The sequence below is a fragment of the uncultured Leifsonia sp. genome (genome assembly GCF_945957465.1).
GTDB lineage: Bacteria > Actinomycetota > Actinomycetes > Actinomycetales > Microbacteriaceae > Leifsonia.
Window position 1 is genome coordinate 1 of sequence record NZ_CAMFLC010000008.1, and the last position, 19,511, is coordinate 19,511.

The following is a 19,511-nucleotide window of genomic DNA, read 5'->3' on the forward strand; positions in this document are numbered from 1 at the left end:
AACCCCTGACCCCCTGCATGCCATGCAGGTGCGCTACCAGCTGCGCCACAGACCCGTATTCGTTTGTTGCGTTGTTTCGGGGCTCCCCGGACAACTCATTCAGCGTACTACACGCGGGCTACGCAACGAAAATCGGGGGCGCAGCCCGGGCGTGTGACACCGGCGGATCAGTCGAAGAGCTCGCTGAGCCTGTTCTCGCGCTTCTTCGTGTGGGGCCGCTGCCCGTATTCGTCGCGGCGGGCGTGCGTGTCCCGGCCCCGGTAATCGTCCTGAGCGGTGTGCGACGAATGTGCGGGCTGAGCGCGGTCGATGATCTTGTCGAGCTCGCCGCGGTCGAGCCAGACGCCCCGCACTGCGGCGCTATTCGGCGGTGTGCACCGGCAGCTCGAGCGGAAGCACCGGGCAGTCCTTCCAGAGCCGCTCGAGCGCGTAGTACATGCGGTCCTCCTCGTGGAAGACGTGCACGACGAGATCGCCGAAGTCGAGCAGGATCCAACGCCCCTCTGCTTTGCCCTCGCGCCGCAGCGTGCGCACACCGGCGTCGTTCAGGCGGTCCTCCACCTCCGACGCGATGGCGATGACGTTGCGCTCGACGGAGCCGGAGACCAACAGGAAAGCGTCGGTCAGCGGAAGCGGACCGGACACGTCGAGCGCGACGAGGTCGATACCCCCCTTCGCGTCGGCGGCGGCGGCCGCGATCTGCAGGATGTCCCGGGCGTGCGGGGAGGCGGTCACAGAGAGTCCTTCATGATTGAGCGGTGCGGCGTCGAGCGGGTCATCGGTTCACGCAGCATCAGAAGACGTTGAGGACGTAGGCCGCGATCAGGAGTCCGATCACCCCGACCGCGAGGACGCCGGCGGTCACCATGAGCACGACCGGCAGCGTGTTGCCGCGCTTCTTGGGCGGCGCGATCACTCCGCGGGTGGAGGTGTGCGTGCTGATGGCGCGGGAGGCGCGCACCGGCGCGACCTCCGACGTGTTGAACTCGTTCTCCTCGCCGTCGAGTAGACGGTCGATGTCGGACGAGTCGATGCGGTCGTGGGCACCGGTCGCGCCGAGTGTTCGCGGAAGATCGATCGAACCGGTCACCAGGATCTCGCCGGTACTCGTCAGCGGACCGGTCGCATCGGCCTGCGGGAGTGCGGGGAGGATCAATGCGTTGGTGGTCGTCGCGGCCGTCGAGTGCCCGACGTTGCGGGACGTGATCGGCTCGGACCCATCCTCCAGCTCGGCCGCCGTGGACCAGTGACCGGTCGGCGGCGTGAACGGGCGGCGCTCGTGCCCCGAGAGGTCCTCGTCGGAGTCTGCGGTCTCCACCCGCGCCGGCTGCGCCGGGGCGGCGGACGCCGTGGCCGCTGCGGCCGGAACCGCTGCGGTGGGCGCGCCGAACGCCGTGAACATCGAGGTGGGCGACGCGCTCACGTCGGTGTCGGAGCCACCATCGGCCCGACGTGCGCTCACCGGCGCTCCCGCCGCGGCCGCGGGAGCGCGCTGGTCGGTCGCGGCCGCGTCGGCGTCTGTGAACGTCACCGGGAACACCGGCTCCGCGATCGCCGGCGAGTGGTTGGCCTGTTGATTGGCGGCCTGCGCCTGCAGCATCGCGCGCAGTTCGCGGCGCGTCAACGTACGCTCCCCGCTCTCGTGCGCATCGGTCGACGCGGGAGCGGCAGCCGGCGTGGATGCGGCCGACGGCGAGGCAGGCGAGGTCGCCGGACGAGGCGCCGCCGCCGGCGCCGGCACGACCGCCATCGGCTGGGTCACCGGCTCGGGTTTGGACGGATCCGGCGCCTGCCGGAACAGATCGAAGGCCGACGCATCGGATGTGGCGTCGGCCTCGCTCCGCTTCGGAGCGCTGAAGACCAGGTTGTCGAAGCTGCCCGCGCCCGACGGCGAGGTCACACCGGGTTCGGCGAAGGCGGTGGCCGGGATGGAGACACCCCCGTCCTCAGCGACCGACGCGCCGGGGGTGGTGGACGTCTCGGGGATCTCGCCCGCAGGAGTGGGCTCAGAGGTGCCGGCCCGGCGCGCCGCCTGGCGCGCCGCAGTACGCTCGTTCTCTCTGGCCTGTCGCCGTGTCTGCGGCGGCTGGCTCGCTTCCGCTGGCTCTTCAGGCCAAGACGTCATGCCACACTCCGATACAAGTGATGTTTGGAGATGTACTGGACCACCCCGTCGGGGACGAGGTACCAGACGGGGAATCCCCTGCTCACCCGGCTCCGGCAGTCGGTGGACGAGATCGCCAGGGCCGGAACTTCCAACAAGCTTACGTCTTGTTTCGGCAATCCAGAAATATTGAGGTCGTGTCCCGGGCGACTCACAGCCACGAAGTGCGCGAGCTTCCAGAGCTCGTCGATGTCGCGCCAACTGAGGATCTGGGCGATGGCGTCCGCTCCCGTGATGAAGAACAGTTCGGCGTCGGGCCGCTCGTCGCGGAGGTCGCGCAAGGTGTCGATCGTGTAGGTCGGCCCGATGCGGTCGATGTCGACCCGGCTCACCGTGAATCGCGGGTTCGAGGCCGTGGCGATCACCGTCATGAGGTACCGGTGCTCGGCGGGGGTCACCTCGCCCTTCTGCCACGGCTGACCGGTGGGCACGAACACGACTTCGTCGAGGTCGAACGACTGCGCGACCTCGCTCGCGGCGACCAGGTGGCCGTGGTGGATGGGATCGAACGTTCCACCCATCACGCCGATGCGCGGTCGGCTCTTCTCGGTCAGCTCCATGCCGGGAGGCGGCTCAGTGCCCCTGGGTCGGGTGGCCGGTGCCGTGGTGCGTCGCGCCGGGAGCCCCCGCGTGCGACGCCGCGTCGGCTGCCGAACGGTGGCTGTGGCGGTTCGCGACGTCGCGGTAGCTGAAGAGGACACCGAGCAGCGCCAGGAAGGTGACGATGGCGATCGCGCCGAATGCCCAGGTGGGCATGGGCAGCTCGACGTGGGTCTCCGCCGCTGCGAGGATGGTCGTCAACTGGGACATCGGTGGTGTTCCTTTCGGGCGCTGTGATGTAGGCGCGGTGGCGCGTGGCCGCTGTTCAGTCTAGTGGGCGGTCACCCTCGGATCTGGCCGGACCCGCGGACGATCCACTTGGTGCTCGTCAGCTCCGGCAGACCCATGGGACCACGGGCGTGCAGCTTCTGCGTCGAGATGCCGACCTCGGCCCCGAAACCGAACTCCCCGCCGTCGGTGAACCGCGTCGATGCGTTGACCATGACGACGGCGGAGTCGACCTCGGCGAGGAAGCGCTCGGCGTTGCCGAGATCGTTCGTGACGATCGCCTCGGTGTGCTGGGTCGAGTAGCGGCGGATGTGTGCGATGGCGGCATCCAGGTCGTCGACGACACGCACCGAGATGTCGAGGCTCATGTGCTCCGTGGCGTAGTCCTCGTCGGTCACCGGCACGCCTCCCGGCGCGTACGGCAGAGCCGCTTCGTCGGCGTGGATGGTCACCCCGGCCTCGGCGAGCGAGCCGAGCACCGCCGGAAGAAGGCGGTCGGCGGCGGACCGGAGCACCAGCAGGGTCTCCACCGCGTTGCAGACGCTGGGTCGTTGCACCTTGGCGTTGCGGACGATGTCGACGGCCCAGTCTTCACGCGCGCTCTCGTCGAGCACGATGTGCACCACCCCGGCGCCGGTCTCGATCACCGGGACGCTCGACTGCGTGACGACCGCCTGGATCAGCTCGGCGCTCCCCCGCGGGATGAGCACGTCGACCAGGCCCCGGGCTCGCATCAGCTCGTTCGCGCCGTCGCGTCCGAACTCGTCGATGGTCTGCGCCGCATCGGCCGGAAGTCCCGCGCTGTCGAGCGCATCGCGGACGACACCGACGAGCACACGGTTGGTGTTGAGCGCGGCAGTCCCCCCGCGGAGGACGACCGCGTTGCCGCTCTTGATCGCGAGCGATGCGATGTCGACGGTGACGTTGGGCCGGGCCTCGTAGATGGCGCCGACGACGCCGAACGGAACGCGGGTCTGGGCGATCTTGACACCGTTCGGGAGGTCGCTGCCCCGGACGACCTGGCCGACCGGGTCGGTCAGGGCCACGACCTCCAGCACCGCGTCGGACAGAGCGCGGAGCCGGGCGGGACTCAGTGTCAACCGGTCCAGGAGACCGGCCGACAGGCCGTTCTCGCGACCGTTCGCGAGATCCAGCTCGTTCGCCGCCAGGACGGCCTGCTCGGCCGCGACCACCCCGGAGGCGATCGCACGCAGTGCGCTGTTCTTCTGCTCCGTGGTCGCCGTCGCCAGTCGCAGGGACGCGGCCTTCGCCGCGGAGAGACGGTCTGCGAGCGAAACCGGGACGGCAGTGGTCGAAGACATGAGTCGATTCTAGGCCGTGGCGTCGTCGGCGTACTCGGCGTAGGCGACATCGGCCGTACTCGGCGCGGGTGCGAACCACGTCCCGACCGGCTCGCCGCGGAGGGCCTCGGACACGAGGGCGGTCGACGTGAGGATGACAGCCGTGCCCTGCTCGGCGGCCTGGCGTGCAGCGGACACCTTGGTGAGGGCTCCCCCGGTTCCCACCCCGGAGAGGCCGGTCGAGCCGATCTCGACCCCCGCGAGCTCGTCGCCCCAGGCGACGACCGCGATGCGCTCGGCGCCGGGCTGCTGCGGCGGCTTCGTGTAGAGCGCGTCCACGTCCGAGAGCAGGACCAGCAAGTCCGCCTCGACCAGCAGTGCCACGAGCGCGGCCAGCCGGTCGTTGTCGCCGAAGCGGATCTCGTGGGTGGCGACGGTGTCGTTCTCATTCACGATCGGCAGGATCCGCAGGTCGAGCAGACGCTCCATCGCGCGCTTCGCGTTGCTCCGGTGCGTCGGGTTCTCCATGTCGCCCGCCGTCAGAAGCACCTGCCCCGCCACGATCTCGTAGCGGTCGAGGCTGTCCTGGTAGCGGTAGATGAGCACGTTCTGGCCGACGGCGGCAGCGGCCTGCTGGGTCGCCAGATCCGTCGGTCGTGCATCGAGCGACAGGTACGGGATGCCGGTGGCGATCGCACCGGACGACACCAGGATGACCTGGGTGCCGCGCCCGTGGGCTTCGGCGAGGGCGTCGACGAGCGGGCCGATCTGCCCGGCGTTCTCACCGCTGATCGACGACGAGCCGACCTTCACGACGATCCGTCGGGCGGTCGGGACCTGGGCGCGCTCGTCGATCGTCATTCCTTGCCCGTCTCACCTTCCGCCGCACCCCGGGAGCCCGAGTCCTGGCCGTCGTAGTCGTCGTAGTCGTCGTCCTGCCACAGACCCGCCTCCTTCTCGCGGAGGAGTTCGGCACGGGCCTCGGCCTTGCCGTCCATCCGGTCGAAGTAGTCCTCGCGGCGCTGGGCCCTGGTGGGCCGGTGCCCGGCGTCGATGCGGGCATCCGTGCCGCGCGGCGAGGTGATCAGCTCGGCGGTGGAGGTCAGTGTCGGCTCCCAGTCGAAGACCACGCCGTTGTCGCGGCCGATCACCACAGTGGAGCCGGCGACCGCACCCGCGCCGAACAGCCGGTCCTCGACTCCGAGCTTGGCCAGACGGTCGGCGAGGTACCCGACGGCCTCGTCGTTGGCGAAATCGGTCTGGGCGACCCAGCGTTCGGGCTTGGCGCCCAGGATCCGGTAGACCGGGCCGTCCGAGCCGCCCTCGACCTTCACGGTGAACCCCGAGTCGTCGACAGCCTTCGGGCGGATCACGATCCGCGGACGCACCTGGGCCTCGGACGCCTCGGCCTTCCTGGCGTCCTCGACCAGCTCGGCGAGGGCGAACGACAGGGCTCTCAGGCCCTCGTGGGAGGCGGTGGAGATCTCGAACACGCGGTAGCCGCGCGCTTCGAGGTCCGGACGGACGAACTCCGCCAGTTCCCGGGCGTCGGGCACATCGATCTTGTTGAGCGCGATCAGCTGCGGGCGCTCCAGCAGCGGCACCTGGCCCTCCGGAACCGGATAGGCGGCGAGCTCGTCCCGGATCACCTCGAGGTCGCTGATCGGGTCGCGCCCGGGCTCGAGCGTGGCGCAGTCGAGCACGTGCAGCAGCGCCGAGCAGCGCTCCACGTGCCGCAGGAATTCGAGCCCGAGCCCGCGGCCTTCGCTCGCGCCCTCGATCAGGCCCGGGACGTCGGCGACGGTGTAGCGCACGTCGCCGGCCTGTACCACGCCGAGGTTGGGGTGCAGCGTGGTGAACGGGTAATCGGCGATCTTCGGCTTCGCGGCCGACAGCGCGGCGATCAGGCTGGACTTGCCGGCGGAGGGGTAGCCGACGAGGGCCACGTCTGCGACGGTCTTCAGTTCGAGGAGGACGTCGCCCTCCCAGCCCGGCGTGCCGAGCAGGGCGAACCCCGGCGCCTTGCGCTTCGGAGTGGCGAGCGCCGCGTTGCCGAGACCGCCGAGGCCGCCGGCGGCGGCGACGAAGCGCATGCCGGGCTCGGTGAGGTCGGCCAGCTCTTCGCCGTCGGCGGACTTGACGACGGTGCCGACCGGCACGGGGAGTTCGAGCTCGCCGCCCGTGTGGCCGCTGCGGTGGTCGCCCATCCCGAAGCCGCCGTTGTCGCTCGAGCGGTGCGGGTGACGGTGGTAGCCAAGCAAGGTCGTCACCTGCGGGTCGGCCACGAGGACGATGTCACCGCCGTTGCCGCCGTTGCCGCCGTCGGGACCGGCGAGCGGTTTGAACTTCTCGCGGCGGACCGAGACGCACCCGTTGCCGCCGTTCCCCGCGCGCAGGTGGAGCGTCACGCGGTCGACGAACGTTGCCATGGGTACTCCTCGTTCCAGGGGGTAAACGACGGATGGGCGGGCCGAAGCCCGCCCATCCGTGAAGTGCAGTCGTGGGTGAGGCTCAGGCCTCGACGGCCACGATGTTGACGACCTTGCGGCCGCCCTTGTTGCCGAACTCGACCGAGCCCGCCGCGAGGGCGAACAGGGTGTCGTCGCCACCGCGGCCGACGTTGACGCCCGGGTGGAAGTGCGTGCCGCGCTGACGGACCAGGATCTCGCCGGCGTTGACGGTCTGGCCGCCGAAGCGCTTCACGCCGAGACGCTGCGCGTTCGAGTCACGACCGTTGCGAGTGGAGCTCGCTCCCTTTTTGTGTGCCATGTCTTCTTCTCCTCGAGACGTTCGCTGTCGGCTACTTGATGCCGGTGATCTTGACGCGCGTGAGCTCCTGGCGGTGGCCCTGGCGTTTCTTGTAGCCGGTCTTGTTCTTGAACTTCTGGATGACGATCTTCGGGCCGCGCAGGTCGCCGAGGACCTCGGCGGTCACCTTGACCTTCGCGAGGGACTTCGCGTCGGAGGTGATCTTGTCACCGTCGACGAGCAGGACGGCGGCCAGCTCGACGTTGCCGTCCTTGTCGGCCTTGATGCGGTCCATCGTCACGATGGTGCCGACCTCGACCTTCTCCTGCCGGCCACCGGCGCGCACAACTGCGTAAACCACTTTCACGTACCTTTTCGTCGGGGATCAGCTCCCGGCGTCGCCGTGGATCTGTCCTGCTCTTGATTGTTCAGGGAGTTACTGGTGAGCTCGCGCCCGTCGATGGCGACGGGTGGCTCTCAGAAAACCGCGAGGATGCACCGGCATACCGGCACACACCAACGGTCAACCTTACCCGACGCCACACGACCCGTCAATTCAACGAGGGGGCGTCGAGACCGCCCGGCACCCTGCACGGGGCCGGTTCCTAGAATCATTGTATGACGGTCCTGATCGATCCCCCGGCATGGCCCGCCCACGGCATGTTGTGGTCGCATCTGGTCAGCGATACGTCGCTTCAGGAACTGCACGCGTTCGCCGTCGCGGCCGACGTCCCTTCGCGTGCGTTCGACCTCGACCACTACGACGTACCGGACCGCCGCTACGACGAGCTGGTCGCAGCAGGCGCCGTGCCGGTCGACGGCAAGGAACTGGTGACCCGGCTCATCGCGAGCGGCCTCCGGGTGCGCGCACGCGACCGCGTCCGCCGGCACTGAAGGGTGACGGGGACGCGGTCGCAAAGAACCTGATCAGGCGTCGCTCTGATCGCCGGCGAGCTCGCCGCCGGTGATGACGGCCGTGCTGGCACGACGGCCCCGGCTCCGACCCTGGCTCGGCGTCTTCGGGTGCGGGAGCGCGTCGAGCACGGAGTCGAGCAGCAGCTCGGTCTCCACCGCGGATGGCGCGGGGGCATGAGCGGGCTGCTCGGCCGGCTCCGGCAGGTCGAGGAGCGGCAGGTCGACGTGCACGTGAGTCGCGGCCTGCGCCGGTTCCGGCTCTGCGGGCGGCGCGGCGGCCTCGCCCGCCCCCTGCTGCTCGGTCGCCGACGGCTGCTGGGGCGTCGACCGCTGCTCCGCCGCCTCGCCGCGCTGCTCGTCGCGCTGACCTTTGCTCTTCCGGCGGCGCTTCTTGGGAGCGCCGTCGGCTGCCGCCGCCTGGTCGGCCTCTGCGGCGGGAGCCGAAACGGCCGTCGCATCGCCACCGGCCGCGGCGTCGCCCTCGTGGTGCAGGTGGAGGGTCGAGGCCGCGATCTGTGCCAGAGCGTTCTTGGCGTCGTCCGTGATCGCGTGGGTGCCGTTGGTGTGCGGTGCGCTCGATGCGGGCTGACCGCCCCCGTTGCCGCCGCGCGCGCGACGACGCTCGTTCTGCGGCTGCTGCTGCGGCTGACGGTGCTTGACCACGGGATCGTGGTGGACGATCACGCCACGACCGGCGCAGACCTCGCACGCTTCGCTGAAGGTCTCCAGGAGCCCGAGCCCGAGCTTCTTGCGGGTCATCTGCACGAGTCCGAGCGAGGTGACCTCCGCGACCTGATGCTTGGTGCGGTCTCGGCTGAGGCACTCGATCAGGCGGCGCAGCACCAGATCGCGGTTCGACTCCAGGACCATGTCGATGAAGTCGACGACGATGATGCCGCCGATGTCGCGCAGCCGCAGCTGGCGGACGATCTCCTCCGCGGCCTCCAGGTTGTTCTTGGTGACGGTCTCCTCGAGGTTGCCGCCGGAACCCACGAACTTGCCGGTGTTCACATCGACGACGGTCATCGCCTCGGTGCGGTCGATCACCAGCGATCCGCCGGAGGGCAGCCAGACCTTGCGCTCGAGCGCCTTCTCGATCTGCTCGGTGATCCGGAACTCGTCGAAAGCGTCGCGGTCGCCGCTGTACGCCTCCACGCGGTCGATGAGGTCGGGCGCGACCTGCCGGAGGTAGCTCTCGATCGTCTGGCGCGCGTCGTCGCCGGCGATCACGAGCTTCTGGAAGTCCTCGTTGAAGACGTCGCGGATGATCTTGATCAGGAGGTCGGGCTCGCTGTGCAGGAGCGCGGGAGCCTGCTGCGTCTCGACCTGCCGGCTGATGTCGGCCCATTGCGCGGTGAGGCGGGTGACGTCGAGGGTGAGCTGTTCCTCGGTGGCGCCCTCGGCGGCCGTGCGCACGATCACGCCGGCGTTCTCGGGGAGAACCTCCTTGAGGATCTTCTTGAGCCGCGAGCGCTCGGTGTCGGGCAGCTTGCGGCTGATGCCGTTCATCGAGCCGTTCGGCACGTAGACAAGGTATCGGCCCGGCAGCGAGATCTGGCTGGTGAGACGGGCACCCTTGTGACCGACCGGGTCCTTCGTCACCTGCACGAGGACGCGGTCGCCCGCCTTCAGCGCCAGTTCGATGCGACGCGGCTGGTTGCCCGTCTCCACGGCATCCCAGTCGACCTCGCCGGAGTAGAGCACCGCGTTGCGCCCGCGACCGATGTCGACGAAAGCGGCCTCCATGCTCGGCAGCACGTTCTGCACGCGACCGAGGTAGACGTTGCCGATGAGCGACGCCTCCTGGGAGCGCGCCACGTAGTGCTCGACCAGCACCTTGTCCTCGAGGACGCCGATCTGGATGCGGCCGCCCTTCGACCGCACGACCATCTGCCGGTCGACCGACTCACGGCGTGCGAGGAACTCGGCCTCGGTGATCACCGGGCGGCGGCGCCCGGCATCGCGGCCGTCACGGCGCCGCTGCTTCTTGGCCTCCAGGCGGGTGGAGCCCTTGACCTTCTGCGGCTCGGTGATCAGCTCCGGCTCACGCGGAGTACGCACCTTGACCACGGTGTTCGCCGGGTCGTTAGCCTCGTTACGGCCGTTCTCGCCTGCGCGACGACGCGAACGACGGCGGACCGTGCCGGTCGGCTCGTCGTCGGGAAGCGGCGGCAGCGGGAGGATGTCGGGCGCCTGGAAGAGCAGGGTCGTCGGCGGGAGACCGGGCGCGAACGCCGCGGTCACCTCGGGCTGCTCCCCGTGCCGGTCGGGCAGGGCGGGAGGCTCGTGCCCGTCAGGCGCCGCGACGGCTTGCGGGGACGGCTGCCCGGCGGGCTGCTCCTCGGTCTGCGCGCTCGCGGCTTCGGGGGCATCCACCGTCGTCTCGGCGACGACCTGCTCGGCCGCGACCTGCTCGACGGCGACCTGCTCGACGGCGATCTGCTCAGCCGCGACCTCGCGTTCCTCCGCGAAGACGGGGGTCTCCGCGGTGCCGGCCGGGCGGCTGACCCGCCGGCCGCCGAAGAGACTGCGCCGCCTTCGCCCTCCCGTGCTCTGATCGCTGCTGTTCGTGTTGTCGATATTCTCGTTTTCCACCATCGCTGGTGCACTCCTCGACCGGCGGCGGCAACCCGCTCGCCGGGTACTCTCCGTCGGAGGTGCCGCTCGGCCCCTCCGTAATCCTTGATCGGACAGCGGTGCTCGTGGCACCCTCCGCCCGGCTTTCATTTGTCTTGTGCCGGTCGTGAGCGACCGGCTGTTCATTCGGGCGCACCTGGCGCCCTCAAGCCTTCTGTGGAGTCGGCCGGCACGCTGCCGGGACGACTTATCCAACGATTATCGCATGTCGAGGACGATCGACCGGCGCGACCCGCGTTCACAGAAGAGCCGCGTCGCGTCATGCCATAATCCGACTGTGCCTGCCTCGAAGACTGCGCCCACTGCTGCGACGACCGACCCCGCACCCGCGACATACCGGCGCCCCACCGCACTCGCCGTCTTCCTGATCGTCGCGGGGCTGATCGGGCTCTGGGCCGCTTACATGCTCACCGTGGACAAGTTCCACCTGCTCGCGAACCCCGACGCCCAGTTGTCCTGCAACTTCAGTGTGCTCGTCGGCTGCAGCAAGAACCTCAACTCGTGGCAGGGATCGCTGCTCGGTTTCCCCAATCCCATCCTCGGCCTCGGCGGCTGGACGGCGACGATCGCGGTCGGCGTCGGGCTCTTCGCCACTGCTTCGCGTTTCGCCCGCTGGTACTGGATCGCCTTCAACGTGGGCGTCGTGCTCGCGCTCGCGCTCGTCATCTTCCTGATCACCGAGTCGCTCACCGTGCTCAACGTGCTGTGCCCCTGGTGCATGGTCACCTGGACCGTCACGATCCCGACCTTCTGGGCGGTCACCCTCTACAACCTCAAAGAGGGGAACATCCCGGTGCCGGAGCGCGCCAGGACCTTCTTCGGCACGCTCTACGGCTGGGTCCCGCTGATCACGATCGTCTGCTATGCGATCGTCGCGATCCTCGCGCAGATCCAGCTCGACTGGATCCACCGGGCGTTCGTCTGAGCGCCGCAACGCGCACGGCCCCCGACCAGTCGGTCGGGGGCCGTGTCGTGTCGTCGGCGTTGCGCGCTCAGCCGAACCAGAGCGCGAGCTCGCGCTGGGCCGACTCGGGCGAGTCCGAGCCGTGGACGAGGTTCTGCTGCACCTTGAGTCCCCAATCGCGCGCCAGGTCGCCGCGGATCGTGCCGGGGAGGGCGGTGGTCGGGTCGGTCGCACCGGCGAGAGAGCGGAAGCCCTCGATCACGCGATTGCCTGCCACGCGCAGCGCGACGATCGGGCCGGACTCCATGAACTCCACGAGCGGCTCGTAGAACGGCTTGCCCTCGTGCTCGGCGTAGTGCTTCGCCAGCAGCTCGCGCTCGGCCTGCAGCATGCGCACGTCGACGAGCGAATAGCCCTTCGCCTCGATGCGGCGCAAGATCTCGCCCGTGAGATTGCGGGCGACTCCGTCGGGCTTGACGAGTACGAGGGTCTCTTCGACAGCGGTGGTCATCTGTTCTCCGTTCGGTTGTTCCGGTCGATGCGGGAAGCGGCGATCATGCAGTAGGTCCACATGGCCGTGAAGATCGCCCCCACGATGAAGAAGGCGGGCACCAGGAACCCGGCGGCGACGACGAGGAGCTGCACGATCCAGCCCAGCACGACGCCGACGCGGTTGCGCATCAGCCCGATGGCGGCGATCATCAGCATGACGACGGCCGCTCCCCCGCCCAACGCTATCCACGCCGGCAGGCTCTTGAGCCCGAAGAGCACGAGTGCCCCCAGGAAGACGACGATGAGCTCGAAGCCGAGCACGATCGAGCCCAGACTCTCGCGGAGGGACCGCTGTCGACGGGCTCGCGGCGGCTTCGCGGGCCGCGCGGGGCTCCCGGAGGTCTGATCGCTCACTCGGCCGCGTCCTTCCAGCCCTGCTCGTCTGCGTACGCCATCGCCGCTCCCACCAGCACGATCGAACCGGTGACCACGACGGCGCGCCGGGGCTCCTCGGCCGCCCACTCGCGGGCCGCCTCCACAGCGTCGAGGGCGTCGGAGTAGACGATCGTCGCCTCGTCGCCGGCCTCCTCGCGGACGATGTCGCCCAGCTCGTCGGCCGGCAGGGCGCGGTCGGAGGACGGCTCCGTCACGAAGAACTGCGTTGCGAGGGGCGTGAGCGCCCTCACCACACCCCGGGCGTCCTTGTCGCCCAGGCTGCCCAGCACGAAGGTGACCTCATCGAAGTCGAAGTAGCGGCGCAGGGCGTCGGCCAGCGTCGCCGCTCCCGCCGGGTTGTGCGCCGCGTCGACGAGGATGGTCGGCTCGATGCCGACCAGCTGCAGGCGCCCGGGCGAGGTCGCCGTGGCGAAGCCCTCCTCGACCAGATCGGCCTTGAGCGGCCGGCTGCCGCGACCGAGGAACGTCTCGACGGCGGCGACGGCGACGGCGGCGTTCTGAGCCTGATGATCGCCGTAGAGCGGGAGGAACACGTCTTCATACGTCGCGGCGCGCCCACGGACCGTCACCAGCTGGCCGCCCACGGCCACCCGGGTCTCCACGACGTCGAACGCCTGCGGCTGCGCGGCGAGGGTCGACTCGGTCAACCGCGCGGCCTCCTCCAGTTCGGCCATGGCCTCCGGAGCCTGGGCCGAGCTGACGACGTCGGCGGACGGCTTGATGATCCCGGACTTGGTGCGCGCGATCTCGCGCACCGTGTCGCCGAGTTGCTTGGTGTGATCGAGAGAGATCGGAGTGAAGACCGCGACCTGGCCGTCACCGACGTTGGTCGAATCCCACTCGCCACCCATCCCGACCTCGATCACCGCGACGTCGACGGGAGAATCGGCGAACGCGGCGAACGCCAGAGCCGTCAGGGCCTCGAAGAAAGTCAGCGGCGCCTTGCCCCGCTCCTCCAGCTCGGCGTCGACGATCTCCAGGTACGGACGGACGTCCTCCCAGTTGCGCACCAGCGCCTCGTCGGAGATCGGCTGGCCGTCGATCATGATCCGCTCGTTGAAGCGCACCAGATGGGGGCTCGTGAGCAGACCCGTGCGCAGCCCGTAGGCGCGCAGGATGCTCTCGGCGATGCGGCTAGTGGATGTCTTTCCGTTCGTCCCGGTGACGTGGATGATCGGGTACGCCCGCTGCGGGTCGCCGAGGAGCTCGACTGCGCGACGCGTCGCGTCGAGGCGACGTTCCGGGGCGCCTTCGCCGATGCGCGCGAGCAGCGCCTGGTAAACAGCCTCGGCGTCGTCGCGCAGCTCTTCGTCGTCGGTCATCGGGCGTCCTCCACCTTCGTCACGCCGACCGTGAACCGTCCCGCGTTCGCGAACTGGCCTGCTGCGAACTCCTTGACGAAGCCCTCGCCGTCGTCCGCGAGGTCGTCGTCCGCCGAGACGAACGCGAACTCCAGGGCCAGCGTCTCCGCCGCGATGTCGACGGCGTCTCCCGCCAGGGCGATGGCCCGGACATCGTCGTCGTGATCGAACGCGACGCTCAGCTCGATCCGGTCGCTCACGTCGAGCCCGGCCGCCTTGCGGGTGTCCTGCACCGCGCGGATGACGTCGCGGGCCAGACCCTCGGCCTCCAGTTCGGGCGTCGTGGCGGTGTCGAGCAGCACGAACCCCCCGCCGGGCAGCAGTGCCAGAGCCGACGAGGCATCCTCGTCGGCCTGCGCGGTCTCCAGCACCAGCTCGTACTCGCCCTCGACCAGCTCCACGCCGCCAACCGTAACGACTCCGTCGTGCTCCGACCAGTCACCGGAGCGAGCGGCCTGGATCACCTGCTGCACCTGCTTGCCGAGCCGCGGTCCGGCCGCGCGGGCGTTCACCGTCAACCGGCTGGTGATGCCGTAGGAGGCCGCGCTGTCGTCGGCGAGCTCGACCAGCTCGACCGCCTTGACGTTGAGCTCGTCGCGCAGGATCCCCTCGAACGGACGGAGGGCCTCCGCGTCGGCGGCGACCACCGTGAGCGACGCCAGCGGCAGGCGCACCCGGCGGCCGGACTGCTTGCGCAGCGAGAGGGTGGTCGAGCTGATCGCCCGGATGCGGTCCATCGCGTCGACGAGCTCGTCGTCGGCGGGGAAAAGGCCCGCCTCGGGCCAGTCCGTCAGGTGGACGCTGCGGCCGCCGGTGAGGTCCTTCCAGATCCGCTCGGCGACCAGGGGCAGCAGCGGGGCCGCCACCCGGGTCACCGTCTCGAGCACGGTGTAGAGGGTGTCGAACGCCTCGGTGCCGGCGCCGTCCTCCGACACTCCCACCCAGAACCGGTCGCGCGAGCGACGCACGTACCAGTTCGTGAGCACGTCGGCGAAGTCACGGAGCTTCGCAGCGGCGAGCGTCGAGTCCAGGCCCTCGAGGTCGGCGGTCACGGCCTCCACGAGGTCGCGCGTCTTCGCCAGCAGGTAGCGGTCGAGCACGTCGGTGGAGGCAGTCGAGTGCTTCGCCTCGTAGCCGGTGGCGTTCGCGTAGAGCGAGAAGAAGTACCAGGTGCTCCAGAGCGGCAGCAGGACCTGGCGGACACCTTCGCGGATGCCCTCCTCCGTCACGATCAGGTTGCCGCCGCGCAGCACGGGGCTCGACATCAGGAACCAGCGCATCGCGTCGGAGCCGTCGCGGTCGAAGACCTCGTTGACGTCGGGATAGTTGCGCAGCGACTTCGACATCTTCTGACCGTCGCTGCCGAGCACGATGCCGTGCGAGATCACGTTCTTGAACGCGGCGCGATCGAACAGGGCGGTGCCGAGCGTGTGCAGCAGGTAGAACCAGCCACGCGTCTGGCCGATGTACTCGACGATGAAGTCCGCGGGGTTGTGGCTGTCGAACCAGTCGTGGTTCTCGAACGGATAGTGCACCTGGGCGAACGGCATCGAACCCGAGTCGAACCAGACGTCGAGCACGTCGGGGATGCGGCGCATGGTCGACCGGCCCGTCGGGTCGTCGGGGTTGGGCCGGGTGAGCTCGTCGATGAACGGGCGGTGGAGGTCGGGCTCGCCGGCGGCGTTGACCGGCAGCCTCCCGAAGTCGCACTCGATCTCCTCCAGGGAGCCGTACACATCGACGCGCGGGTAGGCGGGGTCGTCGCTCTTCCACACCGGGATCGGCGAACCGAAGTAGCGGTTGCGCGACACCGACCAGTCGCGGGCGCCGGCGAGCCACTTGCCGAACTGGCCGTCCTTGACGTTCTCGGGAACCCAGTTGATGCCCTGGTTGAGCTCGACCATGCGGTCGCGGAACTCGGTGACGCGCACGAACCAGCTCGACACCGCCTTGTAGATGAGCGGGTTGCGGCACCGCCAGCAGTGCGGGTACGAGTGCTCGTAGCTCGCCTGACGCAGCAGGCGGCCTTGCTCGCGCAGCAGCGTCGTGAGCGGCTTGTTCGCCTCGAACACCTGAAGACCCGCGACGTCCTGCACCTCCGGGAGGAAGCGGGCGCCGTCGTCCACCGAGATGATGACCGGGATGCCGGCCGCCTCGCAGACACGCTGGTCGTCTTCGCCGTATGCGGGGGCCTGGTGGACGATGCCCGTGCCGTCCTCTGTCGTCACATAGTCGTCGACGAGGATCTGCCAGGCGTTCTGCGTGCCGTACTTCTCGGTGTCGGCGTAGTAGTCCCACAGCCGGTCGTACGTCACGCCCTCCAGCTCGCGGCCAGGGATCGTGCGCAGGACGGCCGCGCGGGCGGCCTCCGGAGATCCGTAGCCGAGGTCTTTCGCGTAGTTGCCGACCAGGTCGACGGCCAGCAGATACTCCCCGCTGAGCGATTCCTCCTCGTGCAGCCCGGCGGTGCGCCCTCCGCTCGCGTGTCCGTGGACATCGGCGGCGCCGTTCGGACCGGCGGGGACCACCGCGTACGAGATGTCGGGGCCGACCACCAGCGCGAGGTTCGTGGGCAGCGTCCACGGCGTCGTCGTCCAGGCCAGCGCACGCACGCCGGTCAGGCCCAGTGCCTCCGCTTTGGCTCCTGTCAGGGGGAAGGTCACGGTGACCGTCTGGTCCTGGCGCATCTTGTAGACGTCGTCGTCCATGCGCAGCTCGTGGTTGGACAGCGGGGTCTGGTCACGCCAACAGTACGGGAGCACGCGGTGGCCCTCGTAGGCGAGACCCTTCTCGTGCAACTGCTTGAACGCCCAGATCACCGACTCCATGTACGAGGTGTCGAGCGTTTTGTAGTCGTTGTCGAAGTCGACCCAGCGTGCCTGGCGGGTGACGTACTCCTGCCACTCGCGCGTGTACCGCAGCACGGAGTCCTTCGCGGCCTGGTTGAACGCCGCGAGCCCCATCTCCTCGATCTGGCTCTTGTCGGTGATGCCCAACTGCCGCTCGGCCTCCAACTCGGCGGGCAGCCCGTGGGTGTCCCAGCCGAAGCGGCGTTCGACCTTCTTGCCGCGCATGGTCTGGAAGCGCGGGAAGACGTCCTTCGCGTACCCGGTGAGCAGGTGACCGTAGTGCGGTAGGCCGTTCGCGAACGGCGGTCCGTCGTAGAACACCCACTCGGGCGCCCCCTCGCGGTTCTCGACCGACGCGCGGAACGTGCCGTCCTCAGCCCAGAAGGCGAGGACGTCGGTCTCGATCTCCGGGAACACCGGCGATGGCGTGACGTCCTGGCGCGGTTCGCGCCCGGACTCGGCGGATCCATCCGGCGCAGACTTGGGGTACGGCATCTCTCTCCTGGCAGTTCTCGTCTCTGCACGAGGACGCCGGACGCTTGCGCACCCGCCGCGGTACCACCCCGCTTGCCCCTTCCGCCTGCGGCGCCGGAGAGGGCCTCTCGTTCTGCGGCTGTGACGGGCCTGCCCCGTTCGGTTCTACTGAGCGGATGCGTTCCCGCTGTTCTTCCGAAGACTCGCCGGTGATTGCCGGGTCGACGTCGCTCCCGTCAGTCTATCGGTTCGTGAGGGCGGCTGCGTAGCCCGCGCACACCGGCTCGACGGCCTCGCGCATCACCGGAGTCAGCGGCCCGCGCCCGACCCCGGCGCGCGCCCACGCACCGGCCGCGGCGACCGCTGCGCCGACGACCGCCGTGGCAGCCGCCCGCGGGAGGAGGCCGTCGGCGTCGTCGCCCGAGCGCCGCGCGATCGCGGCCGACACCTGGCGCACGACGGCCAGGAAGCGCGGGAGCGCCGACGCCTGCAGCTCGGCGTCCGTGCCCATCAATTCCACCTGCGTCACCGCAAGGGGCAGGCGCTCCGGCCCGAAGCCGTCGGCCAGCCGCAGGACCGCGGCGAGGACGGCGGCCATGGGCTCCACGTCGTCGTTCGCGGCGGCGAGCATGCCGGGGAAGGCCGCCAACGACTCGTCGACCTCCAGCCAGAGCAGGTCGCTCTTGGAGGAGAAGTAGTTGAAGAAGGTCGCCCGGCTCACGCCCGCCCTTCGCGCGATGTCGTCCACGGTCGTCCCGGCGTAGGTCTGCTCGAGGAACAGTTCGGCAGCGGCCTCCGCCAGCATCCCCCGGGACGAGGCGCGGGGCCGGCCGGAAGCGGATGCACCCGCTCCCGCGGCCCGGTGACCGCTGCCTTCGCGGATGCTGGAATGGCGCGGTGTCATCGTGCGTTGTCTCCTCACGCCTAATATTGGACCCGGTTCAGATACCTCAGTCAGAAGGACACCCGTGACCTCCACCCCCACGATCGCCGTCAGCGAGACCGACCGCCCCGGGATCACTCCGGGCACGGCCCGCCGCGTCGCCATCGCTTCGTTCGTCGGAACCTCCCTCGAATCGTACGACTTCTATCTCTACGCATACTTCGCCGCCTTCTTCGTCGGCCCGCTCTTCTTCACGCCGCTCGGGGCGTTCGGCGGCGTGCTCGCCGGCTTCCTCGCGATCGCCGCCGGCTTCGTGATCCGACCGGTCGGCGCCGTCGTCTTCGGACACCTGGGCGACCGGATCGGGCGGCGCCCCGTGCTGCTGATGACGATCCTGCTCATGGGGGTCAGCACGGGCCTCGTCGGGCTGCTGCCGACGTACGCCGCCGCCGGCTGGTTCGGCGGTGTGGCGCTGGTGATCCTGCGCCTCGTGCAGGGCCTCTCGCTGGGTGGCGAGTGGGGAGGCTCGATCCTGCTCGCGACGGAGTACGCCAACCCGAAGCGCCGCGGGTTCTACGCCGCACTCCCCCAGCTCGGCTCACCGGTCGGCTCGATCCTGAGCGCCGTGGTCTTCATCGTCCTCACGCTCACCATGTCGCAGGCCGACATCGCCGCGTGGGGCTGGCGCATCCCGTTCCTGACGGCTTTCCCGCTGCTGCTGATCTCGCTCTACCTGCGCTGGTCGATCGACGAGACGCCGGTGTTCCGCAAGCTCGTGGAGACCGGCCGACGCGACCGCTTCCCGGTGATCGACGTCTTCGCCAAGGCGCCGACCGCGTTCATCATCGCGATCGGCGCCGCGGTGCTCGGCATCGGCTCGTACTCGCTGATGAACACCTACATGGTCGACTACGGCACGGCCGTGCTCGGATTCAAGTTCCAGGACCTCCTGGTCGCCACGACGATCGGCGGCCTGCTGCAGCTCGTCACCATCCCGCTGTTCGGACTCTGGGCCGCCAGGATCGGCTCGGCGCGTGTCGTGGCGATCGGAGCCATCGGCACGCTGATCGTCGCGTTCCCGATGTACTTCCTGCTGCAGTCCGCGTCGTTCGCAGTGCTCGTGGGGAGCATGATCATCGGAGGCATCCTCCCGACGCTCTCGTGGGCGGGCCTGGGCGGCCTGATGTCCGATCTCTTCCCGAGCCCGATCCGCTACAGCGCGCTCTCCGTGGCCTACAGCGTCGCGGCGCTGCTCACCTCGTTCGTGCCCGCGCTCACCCTGGTCTTCGGCAACGCGGTCGGCAACGCCTGGTGGCACCCGGGCATCGTGCTGGCGGTGATGTCCCTCATCACCCTCGTCGCCGCCTGGGCCGCCGCCCGGCGTCGCCCGATCCTCGACGAGGATGTCGCGCCCGCGGCAGAGACCGCCGCGGAGGCGACCGTCTGATCCGCCGGGTCATGGCTCTCCGGTACCCTGGAACGCGTTCCCACACTCAGGC

19 protein-coding genes are annotated in these 19,511 nt (G+C 69.6%); 3 read left to right on the forward strand and 16 right to left on the reverse strand.

The genetic code is table 11. The features are described from left to right. Positions 1 to 167: 167 nt before the first annotated feature. The 10 genes from Q0Q23_RS05845 to rplU form a co-directional block, all read right to left on the reverse strand. Positions 168 to 353, reverse strand: a complete 186-nt coding sequence (locus Q0Q23_RS05845) for a zf-TFIIB domain-containing protein (RefSeq protein ID WP_295120798.1) — start codon at positions 351 to 353, stop codon at positions 168 to 170. Positions 354 to 360: 7 nt separating this feature from the next. Continuing rightward, positions 361 to 735, reverse strand: a complete 375-nt coding sequence (rsfS, locus tag Q0Q23_RS05850; RefSeq protein WP_295120801.1) for a ribosome silencing factor — start codon at positions 733 to 735, stop codon at positions 361 to 363. Positions 736 to 793: 58 nt separating this feature from the next. Further along, positions 794 to 2,125, reverse strand: a complete 1,332-nt coding sequence (locus Q0Q23_RS05855) for a hypothetical protein (protein ID WP_295120804.1) — start codon at positions 2,123 to 2,125, stop codon at positions 794 to 796. Then, the gene (nadD, locus tag Q0Q23_RS05860) at positions 2,122 to 2,724 is read right to left on the reverse strand and encodes a nicotinate-nucleotide adenylyltransferase (RefSeq protein WP_295120807.1); all 603 of its coding nucleotides are present in this window, start codon (positions 2,722 to 2,724) and stop codon (positions 2,122 to 2,124) included. The genes Q0Q23_RS05855 and nadD overlap by 4 nt, the downstream gene beginning before the upstream one ends. Positions 2,725 to 2,737: 13 nt before the next feature. Beyond that, positions 2,738 to 2,974, reverse strand: coding sequence for a hypothetical protein (locus Q0Q23_RS05865; protein WP_295120810.1), 237 nt, complete (start codon positions 2,972 to 2,974; stop codon positions 2,738 to 2,740). A gap of 71 nt (positions 2,975 to 3,045) precedes the next feature. Continuing rightward, positions 3,046 to 4,314 carry a glutamate-5-semialdehyde dehydrogenase gene (locus Q0Q23_RS05870; protein ID WP_295120812.1) on the reverse strand — a complete coding sequence of 423 codons (1,269 nt, stop codon included), beginning with the start codon at positions 4,312 to 4,314 and terminating at the stop codon, positions 3,046 to 3,048. Between the two features lie 9 nt (positions 4,315 to 4,323). Beyond that, complete coding sequence (gene proB, locus Q0Q23_RS05875; protein ID WP_295120815.1) at positions 4,324 to 5,154, reverse strand: glutamate 5-kinase; 831 nt, start codon at positions 5,152 to 5,154, stop codon at positions 4,324 to 4,326. Then, on the reverse strand, positions 5,151 to 6,722 hold the full coding sequence (gene obgE, locus Q0Q23_RS05880; RefSeq protein ID WP_295120818.1) for a GTPase ObgE: 1,572 nt from the start codon (positions 6,720 to 6,722) through the stop codon (positions 5,151 to 5,153). The genes proB and obgE overlap by 4 nt, the downstream gene beginning before the upstream one ends. An 82-nt stretch (positions 6,723 to 6,804) precedes the next feature. Beyond that, positions 6,805 to 7,062: a 50S ribosomal protein L27 gene (rpmA, locus tag Q0Q23_RS05885; protein ID WP_055916380.1), complete on the reverse strand. Its 258-nt coding sequence runs from the start codon at positions 7,060 to 7,062 to the stop codon at positions 6,805 to 6,807. Between the two features lie 31 nt (positions 7,063 to 7,093). After that, the gene (gene rplU / locus Q0Q23_RS05890) at positions 7,094 to 7,402 is read right to left on the reverse strand and encodes a 50S ribosomal protein L21 (RefSeq protein ID WP_055916382.1); all 309 of its coding nucleotides are present in this window, start codon (positions 7,400 to 7,402) and stop codon (positions 7,094 to 7,096) included. 257 nt (positions 7,403 to 7,659) lie between these two features. Here rplU and Q0Q23_RS05895 point away from each other — a divergent pair, with 257 nt between their 5' ends. Continuing rightward, positions 7,660 to 7,935, forward strand: coding sequence for a DUF4031 domain-containing protein (locus Q0Q23_RS05895; RefSeq protein ID WP_295120824.1), 276 nt, complete (start codon positions 7,660 to 7,662; stop codon positions 7,933 to 7,935). 33 nt (positions 7,936 to 7,968) lie between these two features. On the opposite strand, the gene Q0Q23_RS05900 is transcribed toward Q0Q23_RS05895, so the two are convergent. Continuing rightward, a complete protein-coding gene (locus Q0Q23_RS05900) occupies positions 7,969 to 10,554 on the reverse strand; it encodes an Rne/Rng family ribonuclease (protein ID WP_295120827.1) in 2,586 nt (861 codons plus the stop codon). Positions 10,555 to 10,870: 316 nt separating this feature from the next. Here Q0Q23_RS05900 and Q0Q23_RS05905 point away from each other — a divergent pair, with 316 nt between their 5' ends. Further along, the gene (locus tag Q0Q23_RS05905) at positions 10,871 to 11,518 is read left to right on the forward strand and encodes a vitamin K epoxide reductase family protein (protein WP_295120830.1); all 648 of its coding nucleotides are present in this window, start codon (positions 10,871 to 10,873) and stop codon (positions 11,516 to 11,518) included. 67 nt (positions 11,519 to 11,585) lie between these two features. Here the strand turns inward: Q0Q23_RS05905 and ndk are convergent, their stop codons facing one another. From ndk to Q0Q23_RS05930, 5 genes are all read right to left on the reverse strand, one after another. Then, a complete protein-coding gene (ndk, locus tag Q0Q23_RS05910; protein ID WP_295120833.1) occupies positions 11,586 to 12,008 on the reverse strand; it encodes a nucleoside-diphosphate kinase in 423 nt (140 codons plus the stop codon). After that, positions 12,005 to 12,403, reverse strand: a complete 399-nt coding sequence (locus tag Q0Q23_RS05915; protein WP_295120836.1) for a DUF4233 domain-containing protein — start codon at positions 12,401 to 12,403, stop codon at positions 12,005 to 12,007. Before Q0Q23_RS05915 ends, ndk begins: the two co-directional genes overlap by 4 nt. Then, positions 12,400 to 13,767: a folylpolyglutamate synthase/dihydrofolate synthase family protein gene (locus Q0Q23_RS05920; protein ID WP_295120839.1), complete on the reverse strand. Its 1,368-nt coding sequence runs from the start codon at positions 13,765 to 13,767 to the stop codon at positions 12,400 to 12,402. The genes Q0Q23_RS05915 and Q0Q23_RS05920 overlap by 4 nt, the downstream gene beginning before the upstream one ends. Continuing rightward, a complete protein-coding gene (gene ileS, locus Q0Q23_RS05925; RefSeq protein ID WP_295120844.1) occupies positions 13,764 to 17,150 on the reverse strand; it encodes an isoleucine--tRNA ligase in 3,387 nt (1,128 codons plus the stop codon). The genes Q0Q23_RS05920 and ileS overlap by 4 nt, the downstream gene beginning before the upstream one ends. Before the next feature lie 220 nt (positions 17,151 to 17,370). Then, a complete protein-coding gene (locus tag Q0Q23_RS05930; protein WP_295120847.1) occupies positions 17,371 to 18,033 on the reverse strand; it encodes a TetR/AcrR family transcriptional regulator in 663 nt (220 codons plus the stop codon). 64 nt (positions 18,034 to 18,097) lie between these two features. Between Q0Q23_RS05930 and Q0Q23_RS05935 the strand changes: the two genes are divergently transcribed. Next, entirely contained in the window at positions 18,098 to 19,459 is a 1,362-nt protein-coding gene (locus Q0Q23_RS05935; RefSeq protein ID WP_295120850.1) for an MFS transporter, read from the forward strand. Positions 19,460 to 19,511 lie beyond the last annotated feature (52 nt).

Coding starts and splice junctions, on each gene's coding strand:
- obgE (WP_295120818.1), bottom strand. CDS start 6,722: ATGGCAACGTTCGTCGACCGCGTGACGCTCCACCTGCGCGCGGGGAAC.
- nadD (WP_295120807.1), bottom strand. CDS start 2,724: ATGGAGCTGACCGAGAAGAGCCGACCGCGCATCGGCGTGATGGGTGGA.
- Q0Q23_RS05900 (WP_295120827.1), bottom strand. CDS start 10,554: ATGGTGGAAAACGAGAATATCGACAACACGAACAGCAGCGATCAGAGC.
- Q0Q23_RS05870 (WP_295120812.1), bottom strand. CDS start 4,314: ATGTCTTCGACCACTGCCGTCCCGGTTTCGCTCGCAGACCGTCTCTCC.
- Q0Q23_RS05895 (WP_295120824.1), top strand. CDS start 7,660: ATGACGGTCCTGATCGATCCCCCGGCATGGCCCGCCCACGGCATGTTG.
- proB (WP_295120815.1), bottom strand. CDS start 5,154: ATGACGATCGACGAGCGCGCCCAGGTCCCGACCGCCCGACGGATCGTC.
- ileS (WP_295120844.1), bottom strand. CDS start 17,150: ATGCCGTACCCCAAGTCTGCGCCGGATGGATCCGCCGAGTCCGGGCGC.
- rpmA (WP_055916380.1), bottom strand. CDS start 7,062: ATGGCACACAAAAAGGGAGCGAGCTCCACTCGCAACGGTCGTGACTCG.
- Q0Q23_RS05930 (WP_295120847.1), bottom strand. CDS start 18,033: ATGACACCGCGCCATTCCAGCATCCGCGAAGGCAGCGGTCACCGGGCC.
- Q0Q23_RS05855 (WP_295120804.1), bottom strand. CDS start 2,125: ATGACGTCTTGGCCTGAAGAGCCAGCGGAAGCGAGCCAGCCGCCGCAG.
- ndk (WP_295120833.1), bottom strand. CDS start 12,008: ATGACCACCGCTGTCGAAGAGACCCTCGTACTCGTCAAGCCCGACGGA.
- Q0Q23_RS05920 (WP_295120839.1), bottom strand. CDS start 13,767: ATGACCGACGACGAAGAGCTGCGCGACGACGCCGAGGCTGTTTACCAG.
- Q0Q23_RS05865 (WP_295120810.1), bottom strand. CDS start 2,974: ATGTCCCAGTTGACGACCATCCTCGCAGCGGCGGAGACCCACGTCGAG.